The sequence below is a fragment of the Mycobacterium fragae genome, assembly GCF_002102185.1.
GTDB classification, from domain to species: Bacteria; Actinomycetota; Actinomycetes; order Mycobacteriales; family Mycobacteriaceae; genus Mycobacterium; species Mycobacterium fragae.
The window spans coordinates 77,535-101,702 of the sequence record NZ_LQOW01000024.1 but is presented as its reverse complement, the minus strand read 5'-3'; the positions used below and the strand labels follow the sequence as shown (position 1 = coordinate 101,702).

Genomic DNA, 24,168 nt, shown 5'->3' with positions numbered 1-24,168 from the left:
CGGCTCGTGCGCGAATGTGCGGTTTCATACGCGACGCGCCGCGGATGCCGTATGAAACTGCATTCCCGGCAACAGGATTCAGCACCAGGCTGCTCGCCGCGTGAACGTGCGACGCTATAGGCCGAGAGCTGCGCGCAGCCGGCCTACGTCCATGCCCCCGCGGGCGGCTGCCCCGGCCGGGAAGCTGTCCAGGAGTTTGATCAGGTCACCGCGCCGGGTCGGGTCGTCGGCGGCCTGCCGCGGCGAGTGGCCGTCGAGCGCGGGGATGGGTTCGTCGAGCCACTTGATCTCGTAGTCGCGGATGAACTCCTCAAAGGCGGCGGCCAATCGTGGATCGTCGGGTTCGAGCGCGTCGTCGTCGGCCATGGGGATCCGCTTGGCCATCTCTGCGGCCCCGACAGTGTGTCTTTCGCCGAAGCAGATCTTGATGGTGTGGTCGGTCACCGACAGGTGACCGATGCCTACCTTGCTCAGCTAGCACGAAGTCGCAAAGGGCAGTTGGCGACTCTCGATAGCGGCCTGGCGCACCTGCACAGCGATGTCGCGGTGCAAATTCCGACAACCACCTGAAGCTCGGTCACAGAGCCATGGTAGCAGTTCTGCTACCATGGCCCCTGTGACGACCATCCCGCAGAAGGAACTTCGCAATAACGTCAGCGAGGTGCTGCGCCGGGCCGAAGCTGGCGAGCAGATCACGATCACGGTCGCGGGCCGGCCGGTGGCGCAGCTTGGCCCAGCGATGCAGAGGCGATGGGTCAGCGGGCCCGCGTTGCATGCGGTCTGGCAGGCCCCGGCTCCGAAAACGCTTGCCGCAGACGTTGAGCGGTTTCCGGCTGCGATTGTCGACCCGTTCGAGTAGCGGATGCGCGCAGTCCTCGATACTTCCGTCCTTATCGGAGAAGAACCGCCGCCATCGCAGGTCGAGGCCGCGATCAGTGTTGCCTCGATTGCCGAGCTCCATTTTGGTGTGCTTGTCGCTCGCGACGATGACGAACGGGCAGTTCGTACCGAGCGGCTGGGCGCAATCGAATCCACCTTTGACCCGTTTCCGGTCACGGTCGCGATCGCTCGGGAGTGGGGTCGGCTGTCAGCCGCCGTTGCTAATCGGGGCGGCCAGCCGCGGCGTCGCTCAATCGATCTCGTAATTGCTGCCACCGCCAACATTCACGGCGTACCCCTCCTCACCCACAACACCGCCGACTTTCAGATCATTGGCGATCTCGTCGACGTTCGCGCGCCCAGTTCGCGCGCGTCCGCCGGGGACGAGTAGTCGCTCAGAGACGGGCATTTAGCATGGTGGTTCACCAGCGTGACTGGTGAGACTGACGTGACCAAAGCGGCCAGCTGAATCTGCGACTTCCAACCGATTCGGAGCCTGCAGCTGGCAGACTTCAGTGATCAGCCGGTGAGCAGGTGATAGCGCTATGCATGCCGCTACAACTGGGATCAGTCTGGCCGCGACGATGAGCGGTGCAGCGATAGTCCCTTCCGCGCCGGCCCCGGATACCCCGTTTGCGACTCCCACCTCGTTGCCTGGGCAATCCCATGAACGGAGCGATCGGATCGGACCGAACAACACCGAAGGGAGTACGCAGATGTTAAACAGCGTTACGGTCCACAACACTCGGGGCGCTCAGCAGCGCACGCAGGATGCCAAGTTATTAAAAGAGTCAGGGGTGCACAAGCTCGTCATCGAAGACCGCGATGGCAACTGCTTGGCGTTCATATTGGCTTGGGACAGCTTCGAATACGACGCCGAGACCGACACCTATGTATGCGTCGCCGACAGCGATGGCAGAGAACTCATGACCATGTACGCCCCCGGTGAGATCAAGTCGGCACCCGGCGCGAACATGTACGTCGTGACTGCACCGGATGGACGCGCTAGCCGCAGGCCACTGCAGGCTCTGTAGGCCTGCGGGCCGCGCCGTCACAACCAGGGGACTTGCGCGGCCAAGTATGATGACCGGTCGTACGGTTAGTTTACGCTGAAGGGTTGAAATGCCCAGGTCGCCGGGCCGGCGAAGCGAGATTCTTGACGCATTCGTCCGTTACGTCGCCGAACGTGGCTACGACAAGACGAACATCGGCGACATCGCCGACGAGCTTGGCATGTCCAAGGGCACCATCGTTCACCACTTCGGAACCAAAGCGCAGATGTTGCGCGAGCTCGAGGAAACCCACTTGGCCCGCCAACTCGATGTATTGCGGATGGTGTGGGGTCGCCTGACCGCCCCGCACGAGCGCATCGCCGCGATCATTTACGCCTCCGCACTGCTACAGGTGATCGCCCGCAACGCGACGGTAGCAAGCCAGCGTGAGGTGGCCCAGTTATCTGATGACCCGGCGATGCAGCAAGTGCGTAAGTTGCGACATCAATTGCAAACGCTCACGATTGACGAGATCCGCAATGGGATAAAGAGCGGCCTATTTCGAAGCGTGGACGTCGAACTGGCGGCACTGCAGCTATGGGGATCGCTGGAGTGGATGTGGGTCTGGTTCGACCCGCTCGGTTCCCGCACACCCGAACAAGTCGGGGCCGCGTTCGTCGACGTGTTCCTCGGCGGACTGCTGCTCGATCGCTTGGGGCTCAGCACGTGGGCGAACCCTTCCGCAGAAGTGGTTTCAGTTGTGCGCGAATGCCTCGCCGAGGTAACGGGCGCGACGGGTTGATCGCGTAGCGACAGCACACGGCTGTCTGACTGTACGTATAGTCGACCGTCTCATCGTTGGGATCCGCAAATACCTGGTAATGGCCGCCCAGCCGCTAGCGCAGCCCTTGATTGTTGACTGTACGGACGGTCGACTGCCATAGTTACGGGGTGGCGCAAAGCAGGGCGACATCCAGCCAGAGCGCGGGTCGACGGAGCCGGAAATCGTTCGCGTTCACAGATAGCGCGAAACACCTTCTAGCGAAGCGCTTTTCACGATGACCACCTCGGACGCCGTTGCCGGCAGAATCCGCGAGCAGATCCGGCCGGGGGTGGAAGTCGCCGGCGGGTTCTTCCGGATGTGCGTGCTGACCGCCAAAGCCCTGAAAAAGCCGTTCGACTGGCGCGAGTTCATCTTGAACGGCTGGTTTTTGATGCGGGTGTCGCTGCTGCCCACTATCGCGGTCTCGATCCCGGAAACCGTATTGCTCATCTTCACGCTCAACGTCCTGCTGGGCGAGTTCGGCGCCGCCGACGTCTCCGGTGCTGGTGCCGGGATCGGCGCGGTCACCCAGCTTGGCCCGATCGTGACCGTGCTGGTGGTTGCCGGCGCCGGGTCCACCGCCATTTGCGCCGATCTCGGCGCCCGCACCATCCGCGAGGAGATCGCCGCGCTCGAGGTGCTCGGCATCGACCCGATCCAGCGGCTGGTGCTGCCCCGCGTCGTCGCCTCGACCGTCGTCGCGGTGCTGATCAACGGGCTCGTGATCGCCGTCGGGCTGGGCGGCGGCTACCTCTTCAGCGTCTACCTGCAGAACGTCTCGAGCGGCGCCTACCTCTCCACGCTGACAACGCTCACCGGCCTACCCGAGGTGGTGATCGCGTTTCTCAAGGCCACGACCTTCGGGATGATCGCCGGGCTGGTCGGCTGTTATCGCGGGCTGATCGTCCGCGGCGGATCCAAGGGCCTGGGCACCGCCGTCAACGAGACGGTCGTGCTGTGCTTCATCGCGCTCTTCGCGGTTAACACCGTGCTGACGACCATCGGCGTCCGGTTCGGAACGGGGCGCTGACATGGCAACTGCCGCCGCCACCCTCCGCCGATACGGCGGTGCCCCCACCCGGCAGCTGACCGAACTCGGAGAGATCGTCTGGTTCGCGGTGACCGCAATCCGGTTGATCCCCTTCGCTCTTCGCCGCTATCCCAGAGAGCTGCTGCGGATGATCGCCCAGATGGGGATGGGGACCGGCGCCCTGGCCGTCGCCGGTGGCACCGCCGCCATCGTCGGCTTCATCACCATGTCCGCGGGCTCACTGGTCGCCATCCAGGGTTTCGCGTCGCTGGGCAACATCGGCGTCGAGGCATTCACCGGATTTTTGGCCGCCATGGTCAACGTCCGGTTTGTGGCGCCGGTGGCCTGCGGTCAGGCGCTGGCAGCCACGGTCGGCGCCGGCGCCACCGCCGAACTGGGCGCGATGCGCATCAGCGAGGAGATCGACGCACTCGAGGTCATGAGTATCCGGTCGATCGCCTACCTGGCCTCCACCCGAGTGGTGGCGGGATTGATCGTCATCATCCCGCTCTACGCATTGGCGATCACGCTGGCCTTCCTGTCCGCGCAGATCACCACCGTCTTCTTCTACGGGCAGTCCATCGGCACGTACAACCACTACTTCCACACGTTCATCCGCACCAACGACGTCGGTTGGTCGTTCGCGGAGGTGATCCTCGTTGCGCTCGTCGTGATGACCACCCACTGCTACTACGGCTACACCGCCAGCGGCGGGCCGGTCGGCGTCGGTGAGGCGGTCGGCCGGTCGATGCGGCTGTCGTTGATCACGATCGTCGTCGTGGTCGTGCTGACCGCGATGGCGGTGTACGGCAAAAACCCGAACTTCAACCTCACGGTATAGCCGTCATGACCACCCCGGTGAAGGAGAACCCGCCCCGCATCCCGCTCTACAAGACTGCGGCCATTGTCTTCTTGTTGGTCGTTGCGTTGGTTCTCACCTTCGTATGGCTGCAGTTTCGGGGCCGGCTCACCCCAAAGGTGCCCTTGACGTTGGTGGCGGCCCGGGCTGGTTTGGTGATGGATCCCGGGTCGAAGGTCACCTACAACGGGGTGGAGATCGGCCGGGTGGCCAGCATTTCGGAGACCCAGCGTGACGGCAAGCCCGCGGCAAAAATCGTCATGGACGTGAATCCGAAGTACATCAGGTTGATCCCGGCGAATGTGGACGCCAATATCAGGGGCACCACGGTATTCGGCAACAAGTACGTGTCGTTGACCTCGCCGAAACACCCTGTGCCGCAGCGCATAACCTCGCAGCACGAGATCGATGCGCGGTCAGTGACGACAGAGTTCAACACGCTTTTCGAAACGCTCACCTCGATCGCGGAGAAGGTGGATCCGGTCAAGGTGAACCTGACGCTGGCCGCGGCCGCGGAGGCGTTGAACGGATTGGGCGACAAGTTCGGGCAGTCGATCGTCAACGCCAACGCCATCCTCGACGACATCAATCCGCGAATGCCGCAGATACGCCACGACATTCAGCAGCTCGCGGCGCTCGGCGACACCTACGCCGACGCCGCACCGGATCTGCTCGATTCGCTCGACCATGCGGTGATCACGGCCCGCACGCTGCACCGCCAGGAAGCCGACCTGGACGCCGCGTTGTTGGCCGCGACCGGGGTGGGCAACACCGGCGAAGACATCTTCCGCCGGGGCGGGCCCTACCTGCAGCGGGGGATCGCCGATCTGGTGCCCACCGCCCAGCTCCTCGACACCTACAGTCCCGAGATCTTTTGCACCATCCGCGGTTACCACGACGAAGAACCCCTGGCCTATGCGACGACGGGCGGCGGCAACGGCTACGCGCTGAAAACGATGACCGAGCTGACCTCCGGGTTGGGCGGCATCCTGACGCTCCCCGGGTTGGCGGGTGTCATCGCCACCCAGGGCCTCCTGGGGCTGGCCGGATTGGTCGGCGGGGCGCCGAATCCCTATGTCTATCCGGACAATCTGCCGCGCGTGAACGCGCGCGGTGGGCCGGGAGGTGCGCCGGGCTGCTGGCAGACGATCACCCGTGATTTCTGGCCCGCGCCCACGCTGGTGATGGATACCGGCGCCAGTCTCGCTCCGTACAACCACGTCGATACCGGCTCGCCGTACGCAATCGAGTACCTCTGGGGCCGCCAAGTGGGGGACAACACGATCAACCCATGAAAGTCACTGGCGCCGCTATCAGACTCGGCATCGTCTCGTTGGTGCTGCTGCTGATCACTGCGTCCATCGTCCTGGTGTTCGGTCAGATGCGCTTCAACCGCACCAACCGCTACTCCGCGGAATTCAGCAATGGCAGCGGGCTGCGCAACGGACAGTTCGTCCGCGCCTCCGGAGTAGAGATCGGCAAGGTCAAAGCGGTCCGGCTGATCGACGGCGGCAGGCGGGTAGCGGTGGACTTCGACGTCGACCGCTCGATACCGCTCTATCAGTCGACCACCGCACAGATCCGCTATCTCGACCTGATCGGTAACCGCTACGTGGAACTCGGCCGCGGCGAGGGTGAAGGCGCCGACCGGATCCTGCCGCCCGGCGGACTCATCCCGCTGTCCCGAACTTCACCGGCGCTGGATCTCGACGCGCTGATCGGTGGTTTCAAGCCGCTGTTCCGCGCGCTCGATCCGGAAAAGGTCAACACCATCGCGTCGGCCATCGTCACCGTATTCTCGGGTCAGGGCGGCACCATCAACGACATCCTCGACCAGACCGCGCAAGTCACTTCGAAACTGGCCGAGCGTGACCAAGCGATCGGCGAGGTGATCAAAAACCTCAACACCGTGCTTGACACCACGGTCCGGCACCGAAAGCAGTTCGACGACACCGTCGACAACTTCGAGAAACTGATCACCGGGCTGTCCAAACATGCCGAACCGCTGGCCGCCGGCACCGCGAACATCAGCAACGCCGCCGGAACGGTAGCCGACCTGCTGGCCGACAACCGCGCTCTGCTGCACAAGGAGATCGACTACCTCCAGGTTCTTCAGCAGCCGCTCGTCGACCAAAGAGATCAGCTGGGAGATCTGATCCACAAGACACCGACCGCGCTCAACCTGATCGGACGCAGCATCGGCCTCTACGGAGACTGGGTGAACTTCTACGTCTGCGACCTCACGATCAAATGGAACGGCCTGCAAGCCGGCGGCCCGGTCCGCACGGTCAGGATCTGGCAGCAGCCAACGGGCAGGTGCACGCCGCAATGAGAACGCTGCTGGAATTCAACCGCTTTCGCGTCGGCCTGATGGGCATCGTCGTACTGGTGCTCGTCGTCGCCGTCGGCCAGAGCTTCACCAGCATCCCGATGCTGTTCGCCAGCCCCGCCTACTACGGAGAGTTCACCAATACCGGTCAACTGAACAAGAACGACAAGGTGCGCATCACCGGTGTCGATGTCGGCAAGGTGCAGGGATTCACAATCGACGGCGACCACGTCGTGATCAAGTTCACCATCGGCAGCAAGACCATCGGCACCGAGAGCCGGCTGGCGATCAAGACCGACACCATCCTTGGTAAGAAAGTGCTCGAGATCGAGCCCCGGGGAAACCAGATACTCAGGCCCGGGGGCGTGTTGCCGCGCGGCCAAAGCACCACCCCCTATCAGATCTACGACGCGGCCTTCGACGTCACCAAGGCCGCCACCGGCTGGAACATCGACACCGTTAAGCAGTCGCTGAATGTGTTGTCGCAGACCGTGAACCAGACATACTCACACCTCACCCCCGCCTTACAGGGTCTGCAAAGATTCTCCGACACCATCGGCAAACGCGACGAACAGATCAAGCACCTGCTTGTCCAGGCCAACAAAGTAGCCGGCGTCCTCGGTGACCGCAGCGAACAAATCAACCGGCTGCTCGTCAACGCCAAGACGCTGCTGGCCGCCTTCAACGAACGTGGACGCGCCATCGACGCACTGCTGCAAAACATCTCCGCGTTCTCGGCGCAGGTGCAGGGGTTCATCAACGACAACCCGAACCTGAACCCTGTGCTGGAGCAGTTGCACGCCATCAGCGATGTCCTGGTAGCACGCAAGGACGACCTGGCTCAAACACTGCGGTATGTCAGCCAATTTGCCGCATCGCTGGGAGAATCCGTCGCCTCGGGACCGTACTTCAAGATAGTCCTGGCCAACTTGCTGCCGTACTGGATCTTGCAGCCGTGGGTCGATGCCGCGTTCAAGAAGCGTGGTATCGACCCAGAAGACTTCTGGCGCAGCGCCGGCCTGCCCGCGTTCCGCTGGCCCGACCCGAACGGCACCCGGTTCCCCAACGGCGCGCCGCCGCCTGCGCCGCCGGTGCTCGAAGGCACCGCGGATCACCCGGGTCCCGCGGTGGCGCCGGGGACACCCTGCTCGTACACGCCACCGCCGGAATTGATTCCGCGGCCGGGCAACCCGATGCCCTGTGCGGGCGTCGCTCAAGGGCAAGGTCCCTTTGGACCCAACGGGCCGTATCCCGTGCTGCCCGATGTTCTTTCGTCGCCGCCGAACCCGAACGGCCTGCCGCCGACGCCGGGGATTCCGATCGCCGGGCGGCCCGGCGCGCCGCCCCCGGACCTGCCGGGCACGCCGGTGCCGTTGCCGCCGAACGCGCCACCGGGCGCACGCACCGAACCCCTGGGGCCGGCCGGTCCGGCGCCGCCGCCGTCGACGTTCGCGCCGGGGCTCCCGCCCGGGCCCGCGGCGCCACCGGGACCAGGGGAGCAGCTGCCGGCTCCGTTCATCACATCGGGCGGAACGGGAGGTAGCGGCGCGGCGGGAGGTAGCCAGAATTGACCGCCTTCTTCGGTAACCGAAACCGGCGGCGCCGCAGCCTCATCGGAGCGCTGGCGGTGGTGCTGGCCCTCGCTGTCGGGTACGTGGGGATCCACCTGTATCAGAGGTTGGTCAACAACACCGTGGTGGCCTACTTCCCGGCGGCGAACGCGCTCTACTCCGGCGACAGGGTCCAGATCATGGGTGTTCGCGTCGGTTCGGTCGACAAGATCGAGCCGGTCGGCGACAAGATGAAGGTGACCTTTCATTACGCCAACAAGTACTCGGTGCCCGCCAACGCGTCGGCGGTGATCGTGAACCCGACTCTGGTGGCGTCGCGCAGCATTGAATTGCAGCCGCCGTACCAGGGCGGTCCGGTGATGGCCGATAACGCGGTGATCCCGATCGAGCGTACCCAGGTGCCGACGGAGTGGGATCAACTGCGCGACAGCGTCGCTAACATCATCTCCAAACTCGGCCCGACACCCCAGCAGCCCAAGGGTCCCTTCGGTGACGTCATCGAGTCGTTCGCCAACGGGCTGGCGGGCAAGGGCAAGCAGATCAACACGACGTTCGACAGCGTGTCGCGGTCGTTGACCGCGCTGAACGAGCGCCGCGGCGACTTCTTCGCGGTGGTGCACAGCCTGGCGCTGTTCGTCAACGCTCTGCACAAAGACGACAAGCAGTTCGTCGCGTTGAACACCAACCTGGCCCAATTCACCGACAGGCTAACCGGTTCCGACCAGGACCTCGCCAACGCGATACAGCAGTTCGACGCCCTGCTCACCACCTTGCGCCCGTTCTTGGTCAAAAACCGTGAGGTGCTCGCGGCCGACGTCAACAACCTCGCCGAGGTTACTACCACGCTGGTGCAACCCGAGCCGCTGAATGGTCTGGAGACCGCGCTGCACGTCCTGCCGACGCTGGAGACGAACCTCAACGAGATTTATCACCCGTCGCACGGCGCGGTGATGTCGATTCCGGCGATCCCGAACTTCGCGAACCCAATGCAGTTCATCTGCAGCATGATTCAGGCCGGTAGCCGACTCGGCTATCAGGAATCCGCCGAGCTCTGTGCGCAATACCTCGCACCGATTCTCGATGCGATCAAGTTCAACTACCTGCCGTTCGGCCTCAACCTGTTCAGCACCGCCGAAACGCTGCCGAAGGAAGTCGCCTATTCCGAGCCGCGGCTGCAGCCGCCGAATGGATACAAGGACACCACGGTGCCGGGAATCTGGGTACCGGATACCCCGTTGTCGCACCGCAATACCCAACCGGGCTGGGTCGTCGCGCCGGGCATGCAGGGCACCCAGGTGGGGCCGATCACCGCGGGCCTGTTGACGCCGGAATCCCTCGCCGAACTCATGGGCGGCCCGGACATCGCACCGCCGCAGTCGGGGCTACAGACCCCGCCGGGACCGCCGAATGCGTACGACGAGTACCCGGTGGTGCCCCCCATCGGCTTGCACGCCCCGCAGGTGCCGATCCCGGCACCGCCGCCCGGGCCGGGCGTAATCCCGGGACCGGTCGCGCCGACGCCGGCGCCCGGACCGGCAGGAGCGCCGCTACCCGCCGAGGCCGGCTCATGAAGCGGGGGCTGGCGCTACTGGTAGCCGTCGTCGCACTGACGTCGTGCGCGAATTGGCATGGAATCGCCAATGTCCCGATGCCCGGCGGGCCGGGCACCCGGGCCGGCTCCTACACCGTCTACGTCCAGATGCACGACACGCTGGCCCTGAACCTCAACAGCCGGGTGCGGGTGGCCGATGTCTTTGTCGGCACAGTGCGCGCGATCAAGCTGACGAACTGGGTCGCCACGCTGACGCTGGGCTTGGACAAGAGCGTCAAGCTCCCCAAGAACGCCACCGCCAAGATCGGGCAGACCAGCCTGCTGGGTTCTCAGCATGTCGAGTTGGCTGCCCCGCCCAACCCGTCGCCCGAACTGCTCAAGGACGGCGACACCATCCCGCTGAAGAACTCGTCGGCTTACCCGACCACCGAGCAGACGCTGGCCAGTCTCGCCCTTATCTTGCGCGGAGGCGGAATCCCGAATCTCGAAGTGGTGCAAAACGAGGCCTACAACATCGTGCACGGGCGGGCCAACCAGATCCGGGCCTTCCTGGGCAAGCTGGACACGTTTACCGCGCGACTCGACGAGCAGGCCGATGACATCACCCGAGCCATCGATTCCACCAACCGGCTGTTGGCCTACGTGGGTCCCCGCGCGGACGTTCTGGATCGGGTTTTCACCGAATTCCCGCCGCTGATCAAGCATTTCGCCGACAAGCAGAACCTGTTGATCGACGCGGTCGACGCCACGGGTCGGCTCGGCCAGGTTTCCAACCAATACCTGTCCGCCTCGCGGAGCAACCTCCACCAGGACCTGCTGGCGCTGCAGTGCCCGTTGCGCGAACTCGGCCGTGGCTCACCGTATCTGATCCAGGCGCTCAAGCTGATCCTCGTGCGGCCGTTCGATGTCGACGCCGTGCCGAAGTCGTTCCGCGGCGACTACTTCAACCTGTCGCTGACACTCGACCTGACCCTCAGCGCCGTCGACAACGCGGTCCTGACCGGAACCGGATTCTCCGGAGCACTGCGCGCGCTCGAGCAATCGTGGGGGCGCGACCCCGAAACGATGATCCCCGACGTCCGCTACACACCGAACCCGAACGACGCCCCCGGCGGGCCGCTCGTCGAAAGGGCGGATCGGCAATGCTGACCCGGTTCATCTGGCGCCAGCTGATCCTGTTCAGCATCCTGGCCGTGATCACCGCGATCGCGCTTGGCTGGTACTACCTTCGGATTCCGAGCCAGGTGGGGATCGGCCAGTACGAGCTGAAGGCGGACCTGCCCGTGTCGGGCGGTCTGTACAGGACCGCCAACGTGACGTATCGCGGCGAGACCATCGGCAAGGTCGTCGCCGTCGAGCCGACCGAGACCGGGGCGCAGGCGACGATGAGTATCGCCAGCAAGTACAAGATCCCGATCGACGCATCGGCGAACGTGCACTCGGTGTCTGCGGTCGGAGAGCAGTATCTGGACCTGGTGTCGGTGGGCAACCCGGGCAAATACTTCGCGCCGGGGCAGACCATCACCAAAGCCACCGTGCCCGCTGAGATCGGGCCCGCACTGGATGCCGCCAACCGCGGGCTTTCCGTGCTGCCCAAGGAGAAGATCAGTCAGCTGCTCGACGAAACAGCCCAAGCCGTCGGCGGATTGGGGCCCGCGCTGCAACGGCTGGTGGATGCAACACAGGCGCTCGCCGGCGACTTCAAGACCAACCTCGGCGACATCGACGACATCATCCAAAACTCCGGGCCGATCCTGGACAGCCAGGTCGACTCGGATCAAGCGATCAAGCGCTGGTCGCACAACCTGGACGTGCTGACTGCGCAGACCGCCGAAAACGACCAGCACGTGCAAAGCATCCTCACCCAGGGGGCGCCGACCGCCGACGAGGTCAACGCCGTGTTCAGCGATGTCCGCGAGTCGCTGCCGCAGACCCTGGCGAATCTCGAGATCGTGCTGGAGATGCTCAAGCGCTACCACAAGGGCGTCGAGCAAATTCTGGTTTCCTATCCGCAGGGCGGCGCGGAAGGCCAGGCGGTGACGGCGTCGTTCCCGGGCTACGCGTCGCTCGGCAGCATGCTGACGATCAACCAGCCCCCGCCGTGCCTGACCGGCTTTCTGCCGGCATCGCAGTGGCGGTCTCCGGCGGATACCAGCCTGGCGCCGATGCCGTCCGGAACATATTGCCGGATCCCACAGGACGCTCAGGCCAACGCCGTGCGCGGAGCACGCAACCTTCCGTGTGTCGACGTCCCGGGTAAACGCGCCGCCACGCCACGAGAATGCCGCAGCAACAAGCCATATGAGCCATTAGGTACCAATCCGTGGTACGGCGACCCGAATCAGATTCGCAACTGTCCCGCGCCCGGCGCGCGCTGCGATCAGCCGGTGAACCCGGGCCAGGTGATACCCGCGCCGTCAGTCAACAACGGGATGAACCCGGCGCCCGCCGACCGGTTACCTCCGGGTGGAAGTCCGCCGCCGAAGAGCGATCCACTGCAACGCCCGGGATCGGGCACCGTCCAGTGCAATGGTCAGCAGCCAAACCCCTGCGTGTACGTCCCGAGTGGGCCTCCCGCGGCCGTCTACAGTCCGCAGAGCGGCGAGCTGGTAGGCCCCGATGGTGCCAAGTACGCGGTCGAAAATTCAAGTGAGACAGGGGATGACGGCTGGAAGACGATGTTAGCGCCGGCCGGTCGGTGAATACGAGGATCGGAGCGAAATGCGGGAAGTGATTGGGCTGGGCCAACTTCGGAGCAATGCGTGTAACTATCTCGAGCGGGTGGTAGCGGGGGAGACGATCGATGTCATCCGTCGCGGCAAGCTGGTGGCCCGGATGGTATCGCCCGGTGACTGGGGACCCGACTCCGGTGGTCGGGTAGGGCTTGACGAACTGCGAAAGCGCGCCGGGCGGTGTTTCGACAAGGTTCAGGCAGGGCAGACGATCGAAGTCATCCGCGGCGGCGCGCCGGTCGCTCGGATCGTGTCGGCCTGAGCGCTGCGAGGAGAGGAGGGCAAATGTCGACCTATCAGACCGTCGTCGTCGGCACCGACGGCTCGGACTCGTCACTGCGCGCGGTCGAGCGTGCAGGCGAGATTGCCGCCGAATCGGACGCAAAGCTGATCATCGCGACGGGCTACACCCGGCCCAAAGAGGATGCGCGCGCGGCCGACGCCCTGGGACAGGAGGCCTACAAAGTGACCGGCGCCGCGCCGATCTACGGGATCTTGCGCGACGCCCGCGAGCGAGCCAAGGCGGCCGGGGCGAAGAACATCGAGGACCGGCCGATCGAAGACGCTCCGGTCCATGCACTGGTAGACGTGGCCGAGGAGGTCGGGGCCGACCTGCTGGTGGTCGGCAATGTGGGACTGAACGCGCGATCCGCGATCGTCGGGCGGGTGTTCTCGATCCCCGGAGCTCTCGCCAGCCGGGCCAAGATCGATGTGCTGATCGTTCACACCACCGGCTGACCGATTCGCGGGCGCGACGATGCCGGCCATGCGGCATGCTAACCATCTATGCGACGCACTCGGGACCTGCTGGCCATAACCCTCCTGCTTACGTTGGCCGCGGCGGCGCTGGTCGGGTGCACCGCCACGGTGTCCGGCGTGGCGACCAAGGTTCGGGCCTCCGACGAGGCGAATGTCGCGTTGATGGACACCGGCGCCTACCCGACGGCAGGGGGTCACCCGTTCGGTCCCGCCGGCGACGATGTGACCCTGCGCGGTTACCTGGAAGGTCAGCGGATGGCCGAGTACGTCGTCGGCCCCTGGCAGGTCGACGTCGCCCTGCGTCAGCGCCCGCCGGTCGAGACAGCGATCCAAAACGGGGCGATCGGCTCGGCACACGATCTCGACCGCATTCTGGATGATCCCCTGCCGGGAATCGCCGGGGCCCATGGGTTTATCGCCGGATTCTCGTCGCAACGGGTATCGGCCACCGGCACGCCGCGCGGACTGCTCAACGCGGTACTGCGGTTCCCCGATCCCGGTGCCGCCAGCGCGGCCGCGACGGAGATGGCGGCCGCCAATCCGACCGGGCCCGCCGAATCGCCGCACCAACCGGTCGCGATTCGCGACCATCCCGAGGCTTTGGCGACGACCTATACCCTGGCTGATCGCACGATGGTGCAGAGTTTCGCCGCGCACGGGCCCTACGTCCTACACCAATACGCATACGTCGCCAAGACCAACGAGATCTTGGGGATCTCCGCGGAGAACATGGTCTTCGACGCTCTGATCCAGCAGCAGAAGCAGATTGATCACTTCCAGCCCACCGACCCGGCAAGGCTAGGCGACTTGCCGAAAGACCCCACCGGAAAGGTGTTGGCCGAAACCCTGTACGGCGACGGCGTGGCGCAGCCGGTCATGATCGGTGCGTGGGGGTCGAAGGCGTGGCTGCACTTCGAGAACGACCCGGTGCAGGCCGCCACGCTGTTCGGGGGAAGCGGCGTCGACTGGGTGACACAACGGTTGGCGACGGTGTATCAGGCCCGCGACGAAGATGCGGCCGGCCAACTCGCCGACCGCATCGCCGACGACATCGACAAGACGGCCGGCGCCAAAGCGTTCGGCGGGGTGCCCGGTCTTCCCGGCGCTCGATGCTTCATGCGGACAAAGGATTTCCTGCCGCCGACGGCGGCGGCGACGTGGAGATGGGTTGCGTGGCACTACAAGTGCGTCGCCTCGGCGGATCGCTATGCCTACACCGTCTTCTCCAACGACAAGAAAGACGTGATGCAGCAGGTATCGGCCCAATACCGGATGTTGGCCGGCAAATAGCCGCTACCGCTTATACATTCGCGTGACGACCGGCAAGGCCAACGGAGTCGGTATGTACCGGGAGGACTTCAGGAAAGACCGCACGTGCGGGCCGCCCGGCACCACCGACGCGCGGCCACGCTCCGCGGCCTTCAGGGCGTCGGCCGCGACCCGCTCGGCGGAGACGTGGGCAAAGCTCGGTAGCCGGCCGACCAGGAAATCGGCGTCGTTGGTGGCCTGAAACTCCGTCGGCACCGGACCGGGGCACACCGCGGTGACCGTCACACCGGCGTCCGCGACTTCGGCGTTGACGGCCTCGGACAACCACAGCACATAGGCTTTCGCGGCGGCATAGCCGGCGTTGTACGGCGCGGGCTGGAATCCGGACACCGATGACAGGTTGATGATCGCGCCGCGCCCGCGATCGACCATGCCCGGCAGGTAGCGCAGCATCAGATCGACCACCGCCTCGACATCGACGCGCAGCATCTGCAGTTCCTTGTCGCGACCCTCGGCGCCGAACTTCGTGTAGATGCCCAGCCCCGCATTGTTCACCAGGATGTCGACCTGCGCGCCCAGCTCGTCAATCCGCGCGGCCAGCCGGTCTCGCTCCTCCGGAACCGCGAGATCGGTACCGACCGCGACCGCGTGCTCGTCGCCGCCGAGTTCGGTGCACAACTTCTGCAGCCGGTCCTCCCGACGGGCAGTGACGACGACGCGGTAGCCGCGGGCCACGAGTTGACGGGCGAATTGCTCGCCGATGCCTGAGGATGCGCCGGTGACCACGGCGACCGATCCTGCCGATGGCGGTGGAAGTGTCATTGACCGAGCGTAGCGGCTCTCAGCGACCCGGAGCAGCGATCGGCAGGCCTGCGTCTGCTGCCGCAGTGAGGAGGCGTTCGTCGTAGGTGACGAACGCGGTCAACTGCGAGCCGAACACCGCATCCCCGGTCGCGAGATGAATTGCATCCAGCGACCGTAACGCGGTGTCCGGATACGCTGCGGCAGCGGCGCGGACCACCTCGTCGATTTCATAGCGCGCTACTCGGGACACGATCGCCGGAACATCGGCAAGCAGCGCGGGCTCAATCCGGCGCAGTGCGTGAGGCAGTTCAACCTCGATGAGCATCGACGACACCCACGGCGCCGGTGCCTGGGTGTCAAGCCAGTCAGCGAGGGCATCGCTTTCGGCTTCACGCCGTATCAGTTTCATCAACGCCGACGTGTCTAGGTACAGCATCAATAGCGCTCGGTGTCTCGCAGCTCCCGCAGCAGTTGCCCGGCCTCATGGTCTGTCTTGATCGGACCGGATGGGCGTGGCGCCGGGCCGCTGAGGGTGGCTGGACGAAGCTTTCCAGCACTGATCATTTCGGCTAGAGGGTTTTCCTGCGCGGGGACCAGGCGGGCCACGACGGCTCCGCGTTCGGTGATATCGATCTGTTCCCCACGTTTGACCCGTGCGAGCACGCCAGCAGTATTTTGGTTCAGCTCACGAACGGGGACCTCAGACATACAGTCAGTGTACTACTTATTCGTAGTACAGTTTGGCGCCGGCGAAACCAGCGCTGTCACCCGGCTTCCCGTGGTGCAATCACCCGATGGGCCACTACCGATCGAACGTGCGAGACCTGGAGTTCAATTTGTTCGAGGTCCTCGGCCTCGACGCCGTGCTCGACTCAGGCGCATACGGCGACCTGGATACCGCGACGGTGCGTGAGATTCTCCGCGAGGTGGCGCGGCTGTCCGAGGGACCTATCGCGGATTCGTTCGTCGACGCCGACCGCAACCCGCCGCGGTTCCTTCCGGACGAGCACACCATCGCGGTGCCGGATTCGGTGCGGCCCGCCGTCGCCGCATTCAAGGACGCGGGATGGTGGCGGATAGGCATGTCCGAGGTGATCGGTGGTATGCCGGCACCGGCCCCGCTGGTCTGGGCGGTCAACGAGATGATGATCTGCGCCAACCCGGCCATTCAGTGGTACAGCACTCCGGTCATGTCGCAAGTGCTCGCGCTTGTCGGCACCGAGCAGCAGAAGCGTTGGGCGCGAATAGGTTTGGAGCGCGGCTGGACGGGCACGATGGCGCTGACCGAGCCTGACGCGGGTTCCGACGTCGGCGCAGGCCGCACCAAGGCGATTCCGCAACCGGACGGCACCTGGCACATCGAGGGTGTGAAGCGGTTCATCTCCGGCGGCGACGTCGGTGACACCGCGGAGAACCTGTTCCACCTGGTGCTGGCACGTCCGGAGGGTGCCGGACCCGGTACGAAAGGCCTCAGCCTGTTCTACGTCCCGAAATACCTGTTCGACCCCGACACACTGGACCTGCGTGAGCGCAACGGGGTGTTCGCGACGGCCCTGGAAGACAAGATGGGCATCAAGGCGTCGCCGACCTGCGAGTTGACCTTCGGCGCGACCGGCATCCCCGCCGTCGGGTACCTGGCCGGCGACGTGCACGACGGCATCGCCCAGATGTTCAAGGCCATCCAGTACGCGCGGATGATGGTCGGCGTCAAGTCCATCGGGACGTTGTCGACCGCGTATCTGCACGCGCTCGACTATGCGCAGCAGCGTGTGCAGGGCCCGGACCTGACCCAGTTCACGGACAAGACCGCGCCCCGGGTGCCCATCACTCGCCATCCGGATGTGCGGCGAAGCCTGATGTTGCAGAAGTCTTATGCCGAAGGGCTGCGCGCACTGTACATGTACGCCGCCTCGTACTACGACGAGTTCGGAGTCGCGCCGTTGGCGGGTGTGGACGCCGACTTGGCGGCGCGTGTGTACGACCTGCTGCTGCCGATCATCAAAGGTGTCGGATCCGAGAAGTCCTACCAGTGGATCAATGAAAGCCTTCAAACCCTCGGCGGCTCCGGCTTTCTGAAGGACTATCCCATCGAGCAATACCTCCGCGATACCAGGATCGACTCGCTCTACGAAGGCACCACCGCGATCCAGTCGCTTGACTTCGTGTTCCGCAAGATCGCACGCGACCAAGGCGTGGCCTTTGCGCACCTCGGCGAGCAGATCGCGGCGTTCATCGACAACATCGCCGGCGACCGGCTCAAGGCCGAGCGTGCACTGCTGGCGGCCGCGCTGTCCGACGTGCAGGCGATGACCGGTACGATCACCACGTATCTGCTTGCCGCACAACGTAACCCGATGGAGCTGTACAAGATCGGGCTGGTGTCGGTGGCTTTCCTACACGCCGTCGGCGACCTGCTCGTCGGGTGGCGACTGCTCGTGCAGGCCGACGTCGCCGCGGCCGCACTCGATGCCGGCGCCGACGACTCCTTCTACCGCGGCAAGCTTGCTGCCGCCTCGTTCTTCGCCAAGACCATCCTGCCGACAATCTCGGCGACCCGGGTCGTCGTCGAGAACGTCGACACCGAGCTGATGGACGTCGCCGACGACGCCTTCTGACACGTTAAGCGCAGCGGGGCATGCTGGTAGGCATGACCAGAAACGAGATCACCGAACAGATCGTCGTCGCGCGGCTGGCCAAGGGTCTGAGCTGGCAGGAGCTGGCCGACGCCATCGACCGGCCGGTCATGTGGACCACGTCGGCACTGCTGGGTCAGCACCCGATTCCCGCCGAGCTCGGCAAGGTCCTGGTCGAGATGCTGGGCCTCGACGACTCAGCGATCGCAGTGCTGGCGGCGCCGCCGATGCGCGGCGGGCTACCCACCGCGGTGCCGACCGACCCGACCATCTACCGGTTCTACGAAGCCTTGCAGGTCTACGGCGGAGCGATCAAAGAGCTCATCCATGAGCAGTTCGGCGACGGGATCATGAGTGCCATCAACTTCAGCGTCGACCTGAAAAAGAAACCGCATCCGTCGGGCGACCGTGTTGTCGTCACCTTCGACGGGAAATTCCTTCCCTACGACTGGATCTCGGCAGAAGGCTGAGAGCATTTAGGGTCAGCGAGACATCCGGTGACGCAGCGCGGGTACACCTGGCCCGTCGAGCGCATCGAGCACGGTTGGGCGGCCCACTGCAGCCATCAGCAATTCGGCTGCCCGCCCGCGGATTTCCTTGCCTTTACCCCACGTTCGGTCCATGTCGGTGGCCCGCAAGCGAATCCCGCGCAGTCGTCCAAGCGGGACGAGACCGAGTGGCGCGGGGCCGGTCAAGAAGTCCAGCGCGATTGCAGTCGTCTGCGGATCGAGTTCCAACGGGAGCCCAAGTGGGATTCTGATGTCGCCGCTATGGGCCAAGACTTCGGCCAGCAGACCCGGCGCTTGCGGCGGGGGCCTCCAGTAGCGGCGATCAGCGAGATCGCGCAGACTTGCAGCGATTTCGGTAGCTGGCCGCTTCGCATAGCGGCGCGCGGCCTCATCGATTGCCCCATCAGGACCGCCGCGGTGCATGCCAAACCGGGTAACCCTGAAATTGCCCTCGGCCAAAAAGCTCACCAGGTGAGCGCCCACCGTCTTTATGTCCCACCCTGTACACAGGCTGGGAGTCGACAGCTGCGCCTCGTCAAGATCGTCAATCAGATCGGCGATGCGGCGGCGCTCCTGGGCCGTAGCCGCATGAATTTGATCCCGATCCATCCGCCAAGGATATGACCGCGGTGGGTTTGTGCCCGCGTTCGAGCGACTAGGGTCGACGCGTCGAGCACTCCACCGTGGGTTGTCGCTACGAGGCGGGCAGAACGTCGCATCCTTCTTCGCGGGGACTGGCGTGGCAGATGTGACAGCGGTGTCGCGGGCCCGTCGCGCCGATGCCCACCCTTAGGCTCGAGTAAGGAGGGGAGCCATGACCGCAACCACGCCATTGAAGGCGGATCTTGTGCTGTCCGGCGGCGGCGTCAAGGGCATCGGCCTGGTCGGCGCAATAGTGGCGCTGATGGAGGCCGGTTACGCCGTCCAGCGCGTCTCGGGCACGTCAGCCGGCTCGGTCGTCGGCGCGATCCTGGCCGCCGGCTCGCGTGGTGGTGATTATCAGCTGACGCCCGAGCAGGTGCGGGAGCTGGCGATGACGGTGCCCTACCGCAAGTTCCTCGACCCCACGCCGATCACCGGCATCCCGCTGCTCGGCCCGGCCTGGGGCGTGCTGAGCGAAGAAGGCATCTACAAAGGCGATTTCGCGCACGACTGGGTTCGCTCTGAGTTGCAGAACCTGGGTGTGCGGACCTTCGGGGATCTGGCCGTCGACGACGACAACCTGCTGCCGGAGCGGCGCTACAAGCTGGTGGTCACCGTCGCCGACGTGACCACCGGCCAGATGGTGCGGCTGCCCTGGGACTACCGCCGCCTCTACGGGCTGGACCCTGACGAGCAGCCGGTCGCCGATGCCGTTCGGGCGTCGATGGCGATCCCGTTCTTCTTCCGCCCAGCCAAGCTGACCAGTGCCGGCGGCACGACGTCGACGTTGGTGGACGGCGGGCTGCTGTCGAACTTCCCGATCGACTCGTTCGCCCGGCCGGACGGCAAACCGCCGCGCTGGCCAACTTTCGGCGTCACCGTGCTACCGAACCTTCCGCAGGGCAACGACAAGGTGATTCCCGGGCTGGCGCCGCTGCATTGGTTCGGCGGTCCGACTCTGCTTGAAGACCTGATTACCACGATGATCGTCGGCCATGACCAGGCCTACCTGAGCCAGCCGTGGGTCAGTGCGCGGGCCATCCGGGTGGATTCGACCGACGTCGGCTTTCTCGACTTCAAGATCTCCCGCAGGCAGATGGATGCGCTCTACGAGCGCGGCTATGACGCGGCGCAGACATTCCTGTCCCACTGGGACTGGGAGGATTACCTCAATCGCTATTGGCGACGCTAACTGGTCAGCACTTGCGGCGAAAGCTGTTTGAGCATCGCGTTGGCCCAACGCATTTGGCGCAGCGTCTCCGGATGGCAGCGCGACGTCAACTCGAGCAGCTCTTCGTCTTTCGCCGCCTGCGCGGCCTGGCCCAGCAGCTCCCAGTCCACCGACGCCCCGGCGGCCAGCCGGTGGAGTTGCCGCAGATCGGCGAGCAGTAACAGTCCGGGTTCCGGACGCTTTCGTAACATGCGACTCATCCGGGTCTGCAGAAAACCGGTCAAGACGCTTGTTCGCGGGTTGGCCGACAGTCGCAGACCATAGTGACGGCCATGCTCGGCCAACTCCCGCAGGTGATTCCGCGACCAGCCGGCCAAGTCGTGCGCCACGTGGTAGATCTCCTGGTCGGTGCGATGCCGGGCCGCCATCACGTTGAGTTGGTGGGCCAGTTTGCGTTCCGAGCGGTGCAGCTCGCGGATCGCCAGTTTGATTTTCATGGCTGGCCCGCCGGGACCTTTGCCGCCACCGGCACCTGGCCGTTCACCGGCGGGGCTTTGGCACCGGTGCGCCGCAGCTGCGCGGCGGCGGTCTTGAAGATCGGCTGCTTGGACGCCGGATCCCAATCGGTGACCGTCAATTCGTTGCCGGCCCGATGGTGGCCCTTGTTGTCGTCGGCGTCGAAATAGCCGTAGTGGAACGGCACAAACAGCACCCCGCCGCGTATGCCGCTGATCCGTGCGGCCGCGCTGATGCTGCCGCGCGGAGTGCTCACCTCGACCATGTCGCCGTCGTTGATGCCCAGACGACGGGCGTCGCCTTGGGACACCTCCACCCACACCTCGGGTGCGGCCTGTGCAAGCTGCGGCGCCCGAGCGGTTTTGGTGCGGGTATGGAAGTGATACAGAGTGCGCCCGGTGATCAACGCGAACGGATAGTGCGAAGACGGGGACTCGTGCGGTGGAATGTATTGCGCCGCCTTGATAATCGCCTTGCCGTCGGGGTTCATCGCCCGGTATTCGGTCGGCTCCAGCGGTGCGCCGGTGATGAGGTCCTTGCCGTAAGCCTCGCAGTAATCCGGCGAAGCCCAGAACTTCGCGTCGGCATACAGTCGTTCGGTGCCGTCGGGATTCTCGTCGTTGCACGGCCACTGGATGCCGCTGCCGCCGCGCAGTTTCGAGTAGCTCAGGCCGGTGTAATCGCAGGGCCGGCCGGCGCTGCACTTCTTCCACGCGTCGAACGCCGACTCGGCGTCCGTCCACGGCGGAAGCGGCTGGCCGTCCTTGTCGCGGAAATCCATCCGCCGCGCGTAGTCGAGGAAGATGTCGAGGTCAGGTCGTGCGGATCCCGGTGGGTCGACAGCCTTTTCGGACAGGTGCACGGTGCGGTCGGCGTTGGTGAACGTGCCGGTCTTCTCGCCCCACGCCGCAGCGGGCAGCACTACGTCGGCCAGCTCCGCGGTCTCGGTCAGGAAGATGTCTTGCACCACCAGGAACAGCCGCTTCTGGGACAGGATGTCGCGGATCCGTCCCAGCTCCGGCAGCGACACCGCGGGATTGGTCGCGGTCACCCACAGCATCTGCAGGCTGCCCTCTTCGGCGAAGCGGAAGATCTGCATGGCGTGCGTCGGCGGTGCGTAGTGCGGAATCTGTTGCGGCTCAATGTTCCACAGCCGAGCCAGCTCGGAGATGTGGTCATCGTTGGCCCAGTTGCGGAACCCGGCCAGATCGCCGTCGGCGCCGCACTCGCGGGTATTCTCCGCGGTCGGCTGTCCATTCATCTGCAGCACACCGCAGCCCGGCTTGCCCAGCATGCCTCGAACCAGGTGAATGTTGTTGACCTGCACCGCCGCCGCCGTCGCCTGATGCGACTGGTAGAACCCCTGCAAGACGGTGGACAGCAGTCGCTCGGCATGCCCGATCAGCAACGCGGCGTGCCGGATGTCGTCGGCGTCCACACCGCAGATCTGCGCGGCGCGCTCCGACGGGAATTCGCCGACCCGGCTGCGCAGCTCGTCGAAACCCACAGTGTGCGAGTCGATGTAGTCGTGGTCCAGCCAGTCGTGGGCGATGATCTCGTGCAGCAGACCGTTCATCAACGCCACGTTTGTTCCCGGCAGCGGCGCCAGGTGCACGGTGGCATGCTGGGCCACCGGGGTGCGCCGCGGGTCGACGCACACGATCGCCGGCGGCGTCGGGCCGGCCAGCCGGTCCAACATCCGCGCCCATAACACCGTTTGCGTCTCGGCGACGTTGTGGCCGAACAGCGCGATGACGTCGGCGTGGTCGACATCGGTGTAGGACCCGGGCTGCCCGTCGCAGCCGAACGACTCCTTCAGCGCCTCAGCGGCAGTCGCGGTGCACAGCCGGGTGTTTCCGTCGACGTGGTTGGTGCCGATGGCACCGTGCGCGATGACCCCTTGCGTGTAGTACTCCTCCAAGAACAGCTGCCCCGAGGTGTAGAAGCCGATCGAACCGGGCCCGAAATCGTCGAGCAGTTCGCGGCTGCGCGCCACGATGCGATCCATCGCGGTGTCCCAGTCGCACGGCTGCAACTCGCCGCGGACACGTATCAACGGCGTGGTGAGCCGGTCCGGCGAGGCGTTGGCCTGCCAGCCGAACATGTCCTTGGGGTCGACTCGCCCGTGGTTGACCCGGTCGACGGCGCGCCCCCGCACGCCTACGATGCGCCCGTCCTTGACGGCGATGTCCAGGCCGTCGCCGTTGGAATGCAAGATCGCCGCGGACTGCACCCAACGATCCACCGACTCGGGGCTGATGCCGTCGGCCAGGAAGTCATCGACACGCTCGGGCCACGGCTCACCGGACGCGTAGGGTGTTCGCGCTCCCCAGGGTTCCGCGATCCGATCCGCCGCCACCATGCCCGATGACGTACCCGAGCCCGGTATTCCGAAACCCTAAAGCCCGAATTCGGCCGCCATGCCGTCGATCCCGCCGCGGATGCCGGTAAGCGCTTCGGCTCGGGTCCGCAATTTCGTCGCGGCGTGGGCCTGTTGATTGAGCGTGGCGAATTCCCGCGCGGCTTCCGCGGCGCGGTCCAGTACCGCCTCGGGCAGCACGATCTCGTCGAGCCAGCCGGCGGCCACCGCGGTCTCGCCGAAGAACGTCTTCGCCAGCCCGGCGGCTTGCTGATACGCCGACGGCGTCAGGCGCAGCTTCATGACTTCCAGTGCCGCGTAGGGAATCGTCATACCGATCGCGACCTCGTTGGCCTGGATGTTGTAGGCGGGCGCGGCGACTCGGTGATCGCCGCTGGACAAGAGGAACGCCCCCATCGCGATCGCGTGCCCGGTGCAGGCCATCACCACCGGCTTGGGGTAGGACAGCAGCCGGTGGGACAACTCGAAGCCGCCCTTGAGCATGTCGATCGCGGGTTGCACCTCGCCGGAGGTCAGGATTTTCAGGTCGAACCCGCCGCTGAAAACCCTGTCGTTCCCGGCGATCACGATGGCCTTGGCCTCGTCTCGGTCGGCGTTGTCGAGCGCGTCGTTGAGCGCCTGCTGCATCGCCGGGCCGAGCGCGTTGACCTTGCCGTCGTCCATCGTGATGAACGCCACGGATTCGTCGAGGCGATAGCTGACCGGTCCGCCCATACGC

The 24,168-nt window shown here is 65.2% G+C and carries 25 protein-coding genes and 2 pseudogenes; 19 read left to right on the top strand and 8 right to left on the bottom strand.

Translation table 11 applies throughout. The features are described 5' to 3' along the window. Nucleotides 1-114: 114 nt before the first annotated feature. Nucleotides 115-408 (bottom strand): annotated as a pseudogene (locus AWC06_RS22980) (hypothetical protein); the annotation flags it as partial. Between AWC06_RS22980 and AWC06_RS22975 the strand changes: the two are divergent. From AWC06_RS22975 to AWC06_RS11335, 16 genes and pseudogenes are all read left to right on the top strand, one after another. Further along, nucleotides 382-570, top strand: a pseudogene (locus AWC06_RS22975) (PIN domain-containing protein); the annotation flags it as partial. The pseudogenes AWC06_RS22980 and AWC06_RS22975 overlap by 27 nt on opposite strands. 46 nt (nt 571-616) lie before the next feature. Then, nucleotides 617-859, top strand: a complete 243-nt coding sequence (locus AWC06_RS11405; RefSeq protein ID WP_085198019.1) for a type II toxin-antitoxin system Phd/YefM family antitoxin — start codon at nt 617-619, stop codon at nt 857-859. Nucleotides 860-862: 3 nt separating this feature from the next. Further along, nucleotides 863-1,270, top strand: coding sequence for a PIN domain-containing protein (locus AWC06_RS11400; protein WP_085197403.1), 408 nt, complete (start codon nt 863-865; stop codon nt 1,268-1,270). Between the two features lie 325 nt (nt 1,271-1,595). Continuing rightward, on the top strand, nt 1,596-1,913 hold the full coding sequence (locus tag AWC06_RS11395; RefSeq protein WP_085197401.1) for a hypothetical protein: 318 nt from the start codon (nt 1,596-1,598) through the stop codon (nt 1,911-1,913). Nucleotides 1,914-2,001: 88 nt separating this feature from the next. Next, nucleotides 2,002-2,673 (top strand): TetR/AcrR family transcriptional regulator, encoded by a 672-nt coding sequence (locus tag AWC06_RS11390; protein ID WP_085197399.1) that lies wholly within the window; start codon nt 2,002-2,004, stop codon nt 2,671-2,673. 337 nt (nt 2,674-3,010) lie between these two features. Then, a complete protein-coding gene (locus tag AWC06_RS11385; RefSeq protein ID WP_372458062.1) occupies nt 3,011-3,724 on the top strand; it encodes an MlaE family ABC transporter permease in 714 nt (237 codons plus the stop codon). 1 nt (nt 3,725) lies between these two features. Beyond that, on the top strand, nt 3,726-4,565 hold the full coding sequence (locus AWC06_RS11380; RefSeq protein WP_085197395.1) for an MlaE family ABC transporter permease: 840 nt from the start codon (nt 3,726-3,728) through the stop codon (nt 4,563-4,565). A 5-nt stretch (nt 4,566-4,570) separates the two neighbouring features. Further along, entirely contained in the window at nt 4,571-5,878 is a 1,308-nt protein-coding gene (locus AWC06_RS11375; RefSeq protein WP_085197394.1) for an MCE family protein, read from the top strand. Then, nucleotides 5,875-6,915: a virulence factor Mce family protein gene (locus tag AWC06_RS11370; protein ID WP_085197392.1), complete on the top strand. Its 1,041-nt coding sequence runs from the start codon at nt 5,875-5,877 to the stop codon at nt 6,913-6,915. Before AWC06_RS11375 ends, AWC06_RS11370 begins: the two co-directional genes overlap by 4 nt. Continuing rightward, nucleotides 6,912-8,483, top strand: a complete 1,572-nt coding sequence (locus tag AWC06_RS11365; protein WP_085197390.1) for an MCE family protein — start codon at nt 6,912-6,914, stop codon at nt 8,481-8,483. Before AWC06_RS11370 ends, AWC06_RS11365 begins: the two co-directional genes overlap by 4 nt. Beyond that, nucleotides 8,480-10,054, top strand: a complete 1,575-nt coding sequence (locus AWC06_RS11360) for a virulence factor Mce family protein (protein WP_085197388.1) — start codon at nt 8,480-8,482, stop codon at nt 10,052-10,054. Before AWC06_RS11365 ends, AWC06_RS11360 begins: the two co-directional genes overlap by 4 nt. Next, nucleotides 10,051-11,184 carry a virulence factor Mce family protein gene (locus tag AWC06_RS11355; RefSeq protein ID WP_085197386.1) on the top strand — a complete coding sequence of 378 codons (1,134 nt, stop codon included), beginning with the start codon at nt 10,051-10,053 and terminating at the stop codon, nt 11,182-11,184. The genes AWC06_RS11360 and AWC06_RS11355 overlap by 4 nt, the downstream gene beginning before the upstream one ends. Next, on the top strand, nt 11,178-12,737 hold the full coding sequence (locus tag AWC06_RS11350; protein ID WP_085197384.1) for an MCE family protein: 1,560 nt from the start codon (nt 11,178-11,180) through the stop codon (nt 12,735-12,737). Before AWC06_RS11355 ends, AWC06_RS11350 begins: the two co-directional genes overlap by 7 nt. A gap of 19 nt (nt 12,738-12,756) precedes the next feature. Next, nucleotides 12,757-13,029: a type II toxin-antitoxin system Phd/YefM family antitoxin gene (locus AWC06_RS11345; protein ID WP_085197382.1), complete on the top strand. Its 273-nt coding sequence runs from the start codon at nt 12,757-12,759 to the stop codon at nt 13,027-13,029. A gap of 23 nt (nt 13,030-13,052) precedes the next feature. Then, nucleotides 13,053-13,505: a universal stress protein gene (locus tag AWC06_RS11340; RefSeq protein WP_085197380.1), complete on the top strand. Its 453-nt coding sequence runs from the start codon at nt 13,053-13,055 to the stop codon at nt 13,503-13,505. Nucleotides 13,506-13,553: 48 nt separating this feature from the next. Next, nucleotides 13,554-14,816, top strand: coding sequence for a DUF7373 family lipoprotein (locus tag AWC06_RS11335; protein WP_085197378.1), 1,263 nt, complete (start codon nt 13,554-13,556; stop codon nt 14,814-14,816). Nucleotides 14,817-14,819: 3 nt separating this feature from the next. Here the strand turns inward: AWC06_RS11335 and AWC06_RS11330 are convergent, their stop codons facing one another. From AWC06_RS11330 to AWC06_RS11320, 3 genes are read right to left on the bottom strand one after another with little or no spacing between them, the layout of a single operon-like run. After that, on the bottom strand, nt 14,820-15,617 hold the full coding sequence (locus tag AWC06_RS11330; protein WP_085197376.1) for an SDR family NAD(P)-dependent oxidoreductase: 798 nt from the start codon (nt 15,615-15,617) through the stop codon (nt 14,820-14,822). A 19-nt stretch (nt 15,618-15,636) separates the two neighbouring features. Further along, nucleotides 15,637-16,035, bottom strand: coding sequence for a type II toxin-antitoxin system VapC family toxin (locus AWC06_RS11325; RefSeq protein ID WP_085197375.1), 399 nt, complete (start codon nt 16,033-16,035; stop codon nt 15,637-15,639). Beyond that, entirely contained in the window at nt 16,035-16,307 is a 273-nt protein-coding gene (locus AWC06_RS11320) for a type II toxin-antitoxin system Phd/YefM family antitoxin (RefSeq protein ID WP_085197373.1), read from the bottom strand. The genes AWC06_RS11325 and AWC06_RS11320 overlap by 1 nt, the downstream gene beginning before the upstream one ends. Before the next feature lie 86 nt (nt 16,308-16,393). Between AWC06_RS11320 and AWC06_RS11315 the strand changes: the two genes are divergently transcribed. Then, the gene (locus tag AWC06_RS11315; protein ID WP_085197371.1) at nt 16,394-18,214 is read left to right on the top strand and encodes an acyl-CoA dehydrogenase; all 1,821 of its coding nucleotides are present in this window, start codon (nt 16,394-16,396) and stop codon (nt 18,212-18,214) included. A 32-nt stretch (nt 18,215-18,246) separates the two neighbouring features. Then, a complete protein-coding gene (gene cynS / locus AWC06_RS11310) occupies nt 18,247-18,702 on the top strand; it encodes a cyanase (RefSeq protein ID WP_443677342.1) in 456 nt (151 codons plus the stop codon). Nucleotides 18,703-18,714: 12 nt separating this feature from the next. On the opposite strand, the gene AWC06_RS11305 is transcribed toward cynS, so the two are convergent. Further along, entirely contained in the window at nt 18,715-19,350 is a 636-nt protein-coding gene (locus AWC06_RS11305) for a maleylpyruvate isomerase family mycothiol-dependent enzyme (RefSeq protein WP_085197367.1), read from the bottom strand. Between the two features lie 205 nt (nt 19,351-19,555). Here AWC06_RS11305 and AWC06_RS11300 point away from each other — a divergent pair, with 205 nt between their 5' ends. Further along, complete coding sequence (locus tag AWC06_RS11300) at nt 19,556-20,575, top strand: patatin-like phospholipase family protein (protein ID WP_085197365.1); 1,020 nt, start codon at nt 19,556-19,558, stop codon at nt 20,573-20,575. Here the strand turns inward: AWC06_RS11300 and AWC06_RS11295 are convergent. From AWC06_RS11295 to AWC06_RS11285, 3 genes are read right to left on the bottom strand one after another with little or no spacing between them, the layout of a single operon-like run. Continuing rightward, nucleotides 20,572-21,051, bottom strand: coding sequence for a hypothetical protein (locus AWC06_RS11295; RefSeq protein WP_085197363.1), 480 nt, complete (start codon nt 21,049-21,051; stop codon nt 20,572-20,574). The genes AWC06_RS11300 and AWC06_RS11295 overlap by 4 nt on opposite strands. Then, nucleotides 21,048-23,429, bottom strand: coding sequence for a molybdopterin oxidoreductase family protein (locus AWC06_RS11290; protein ID WP_085198017.1), 2,382 nt, complete (start codon nt 23,427-23,429; stop codon nt 21,048-21,050). The genes AWC06_RS11295 and AWC06_RS11290 overlap by 4 nt, the downstream gene beginning before the upstream one ends. Nucleotides 23,430-23,468: 39 nt before the next feature. Next, complete coding sequence (locus AWC06_RS11285) at nt 23,469-24,164, bottom strand: crotonase/enoyl-CoA hydratase family protein (protein WP_085197361.1); 696 nt, start codon at nt 24,162-24,164, stop codon at nt 23,469-23,471. Between the last annotated feature and the right edge of the window lie 4 nt (nt 24,165-24,168).

What these genes read in the sequence shown, in the direction of transcription:
- AWC06_RS11400 (WP_085197403.1), top strand. Translation starts at nt 863, where the DNA reads ATGCGCGCAGTCCTCGATACTTCCGTCCTTATCGGAGAAGAACCGCCG.
- AWC06_RS11395 (WP_085197401.1), top strand. Translation starts at nt 1,596, where the DNA reads ATGTTAAACAGCGTTACGGTCCACAACACTCGGGGCGCTCAGCAGCGC.
- AWC06_RS11390 (WP_085197399.1), top strand. Translation starts at nt 2,002, where the DNA reads ATGCCCAGGTCGCCGGGCCGGCGAAGCGAGATTCTTGACGCATTCGTC.
- AWC06_RS11385 (WP_372458062.1), top strand. Translation starts at nt 3,011, where the DNA reads ATGTGCGTGCTGACCGCCAAAGCCCTGAAAAAGCCGTTCGACTGGCGC.
- AWC06_RS11380 (WP_085197395.1), top strand. Translation starts at nt 3,726, where the DNA reads ATGGCAACTGCCGCCGCCACCCTCCGCCGATACGGCGGTGCCCCCACC.
- AWC06_RS11375 (WP_085197394.1), top strand. Translation starts at nt 4,571, where the DNA reads ATGACCACCCCGGTGAAGGAGAACCCGCCCCGCATCCCGCTCTACAAG.
- AWC06_RS11370 (WP_085197392.1), top strand. Translation starts at nt 5,875, where the DNA reads ATGAAAGTCACTGGCGCCGCTATCAGACTCGGCATCGTCTCGTTGGTG.
- AWC06_RS11365 (WP_085197390.1), top strand. Translation starts at nt 6,912, where the DNA reads ATGAGAACGCTGCTGGAATTCAACCGCTTTCGCGTCGGCCTGATGGGC.
- AWC06_RS11355 (WP_085197386.1), top strand. Translation starts at nt 10,051, where the DNA reads ATGAAGCGGGGGCTGGCGCTACTGGTAGCCGTCGTCGCACTGACGTCG.
- AWC06_RS11350 (WP_085197384.1), top strand. Translation starts at nt 11,178, where the DNA reads ATGCTGACCCGGTTCATCTGGCGCCAGCTGATCCTGTTCAGCATCCTG.
- AWC06_RS11345 (WP_085197382.1), top strand. Translation starts at nt 12,757, where the DNA reads ATGCGGGAAGTGATTGGGCTGGGCCAACTTCGGAGCAATGCGTGTAAC.
- AWC06_RS11340 (WP_085197380.1), top strand. Translation starts at nt 13,053, where the DNA reads ATGTCGACCTATCAGACCGTCGTCGTCGGCACCGACGGCTCGGACTCG.
- AWC06_RS11335 (WP_085197378.1), top strand. Translation starts at nt 13,554, where the DNA reads ATGCGACGCACTCGGGACCTGCTGGCCATAACCCTCCTGCTTACGTTG.
- AWC06_RS11330 (WP_085197376.1), bottom strand. Translation starts at nt 15,617, where the DNA reads ATGACACTTCCACCGCCATCGGCAGGATCGGTCGCCGTGGTCACCGGC.
- AWC06_RS11325 (WP_085197375.1), bottom strand. Translation starts at nt 16,035, where the DNA reads ATGCTGTACCTAGACACGTCGGCGTTGATGAAACTGATACGGCGTGAA.
- AWC06_RS11320 (WP_085197373.1), bottom strand. Translation starts at nt 16,307, where the DNA reads ATGTCTGAGGTCCCCGTTCGTGAGCTGAACCAAAATACTGCTGGCGTG.
- AWC06_RS11315 (WP_085197371.1), top strand. Translation starts at nt 16,394, where the DNA reads ATGGGCCACTACCGATCGAACGTGCGAGACCTGGAGTTCAATTTGTTC.
- cynS (WP_443677342.1), top strand. Translation starts at nt 18,247, where the DNA reads ATGACCAGAAACGAGATCACCGAACAGATCGTCGTCGCGCGGCTGGCC.
- AWC06_RS11305 (WP_085197367.1), bottom strand. Translation starts at nt 19,350, where the DNA reads ATGGATCGGGATCAAATTCATGCGGCTACGGCCCAGGAGCGCCGCCGC.
- AWC06_RS11300 (WP_085197365.1), top strand. Translation starts at nt 19,556, where the DNA reads ATGACCGCAACCACGCCATTGAAGGCGGATCTTGTGCTGTCCGGCGGC.
- AWC06_RS11295 (WP_085197363.1), bottom strand. Translation starts at nt 21,051, where the DNA reads ATGAAAATCAAACTGGCGATCCGCGAGCTGCACCGCTCGGAACGCAAA.
- AWC06_RS11285 (WP_085197361.1), bottom strand. Translation starts at nt 24,164, where the DNA reads ATGGGCGGACCGGTCAGCTATCGCCTCGACGAATCCGTGGCGTTCATC.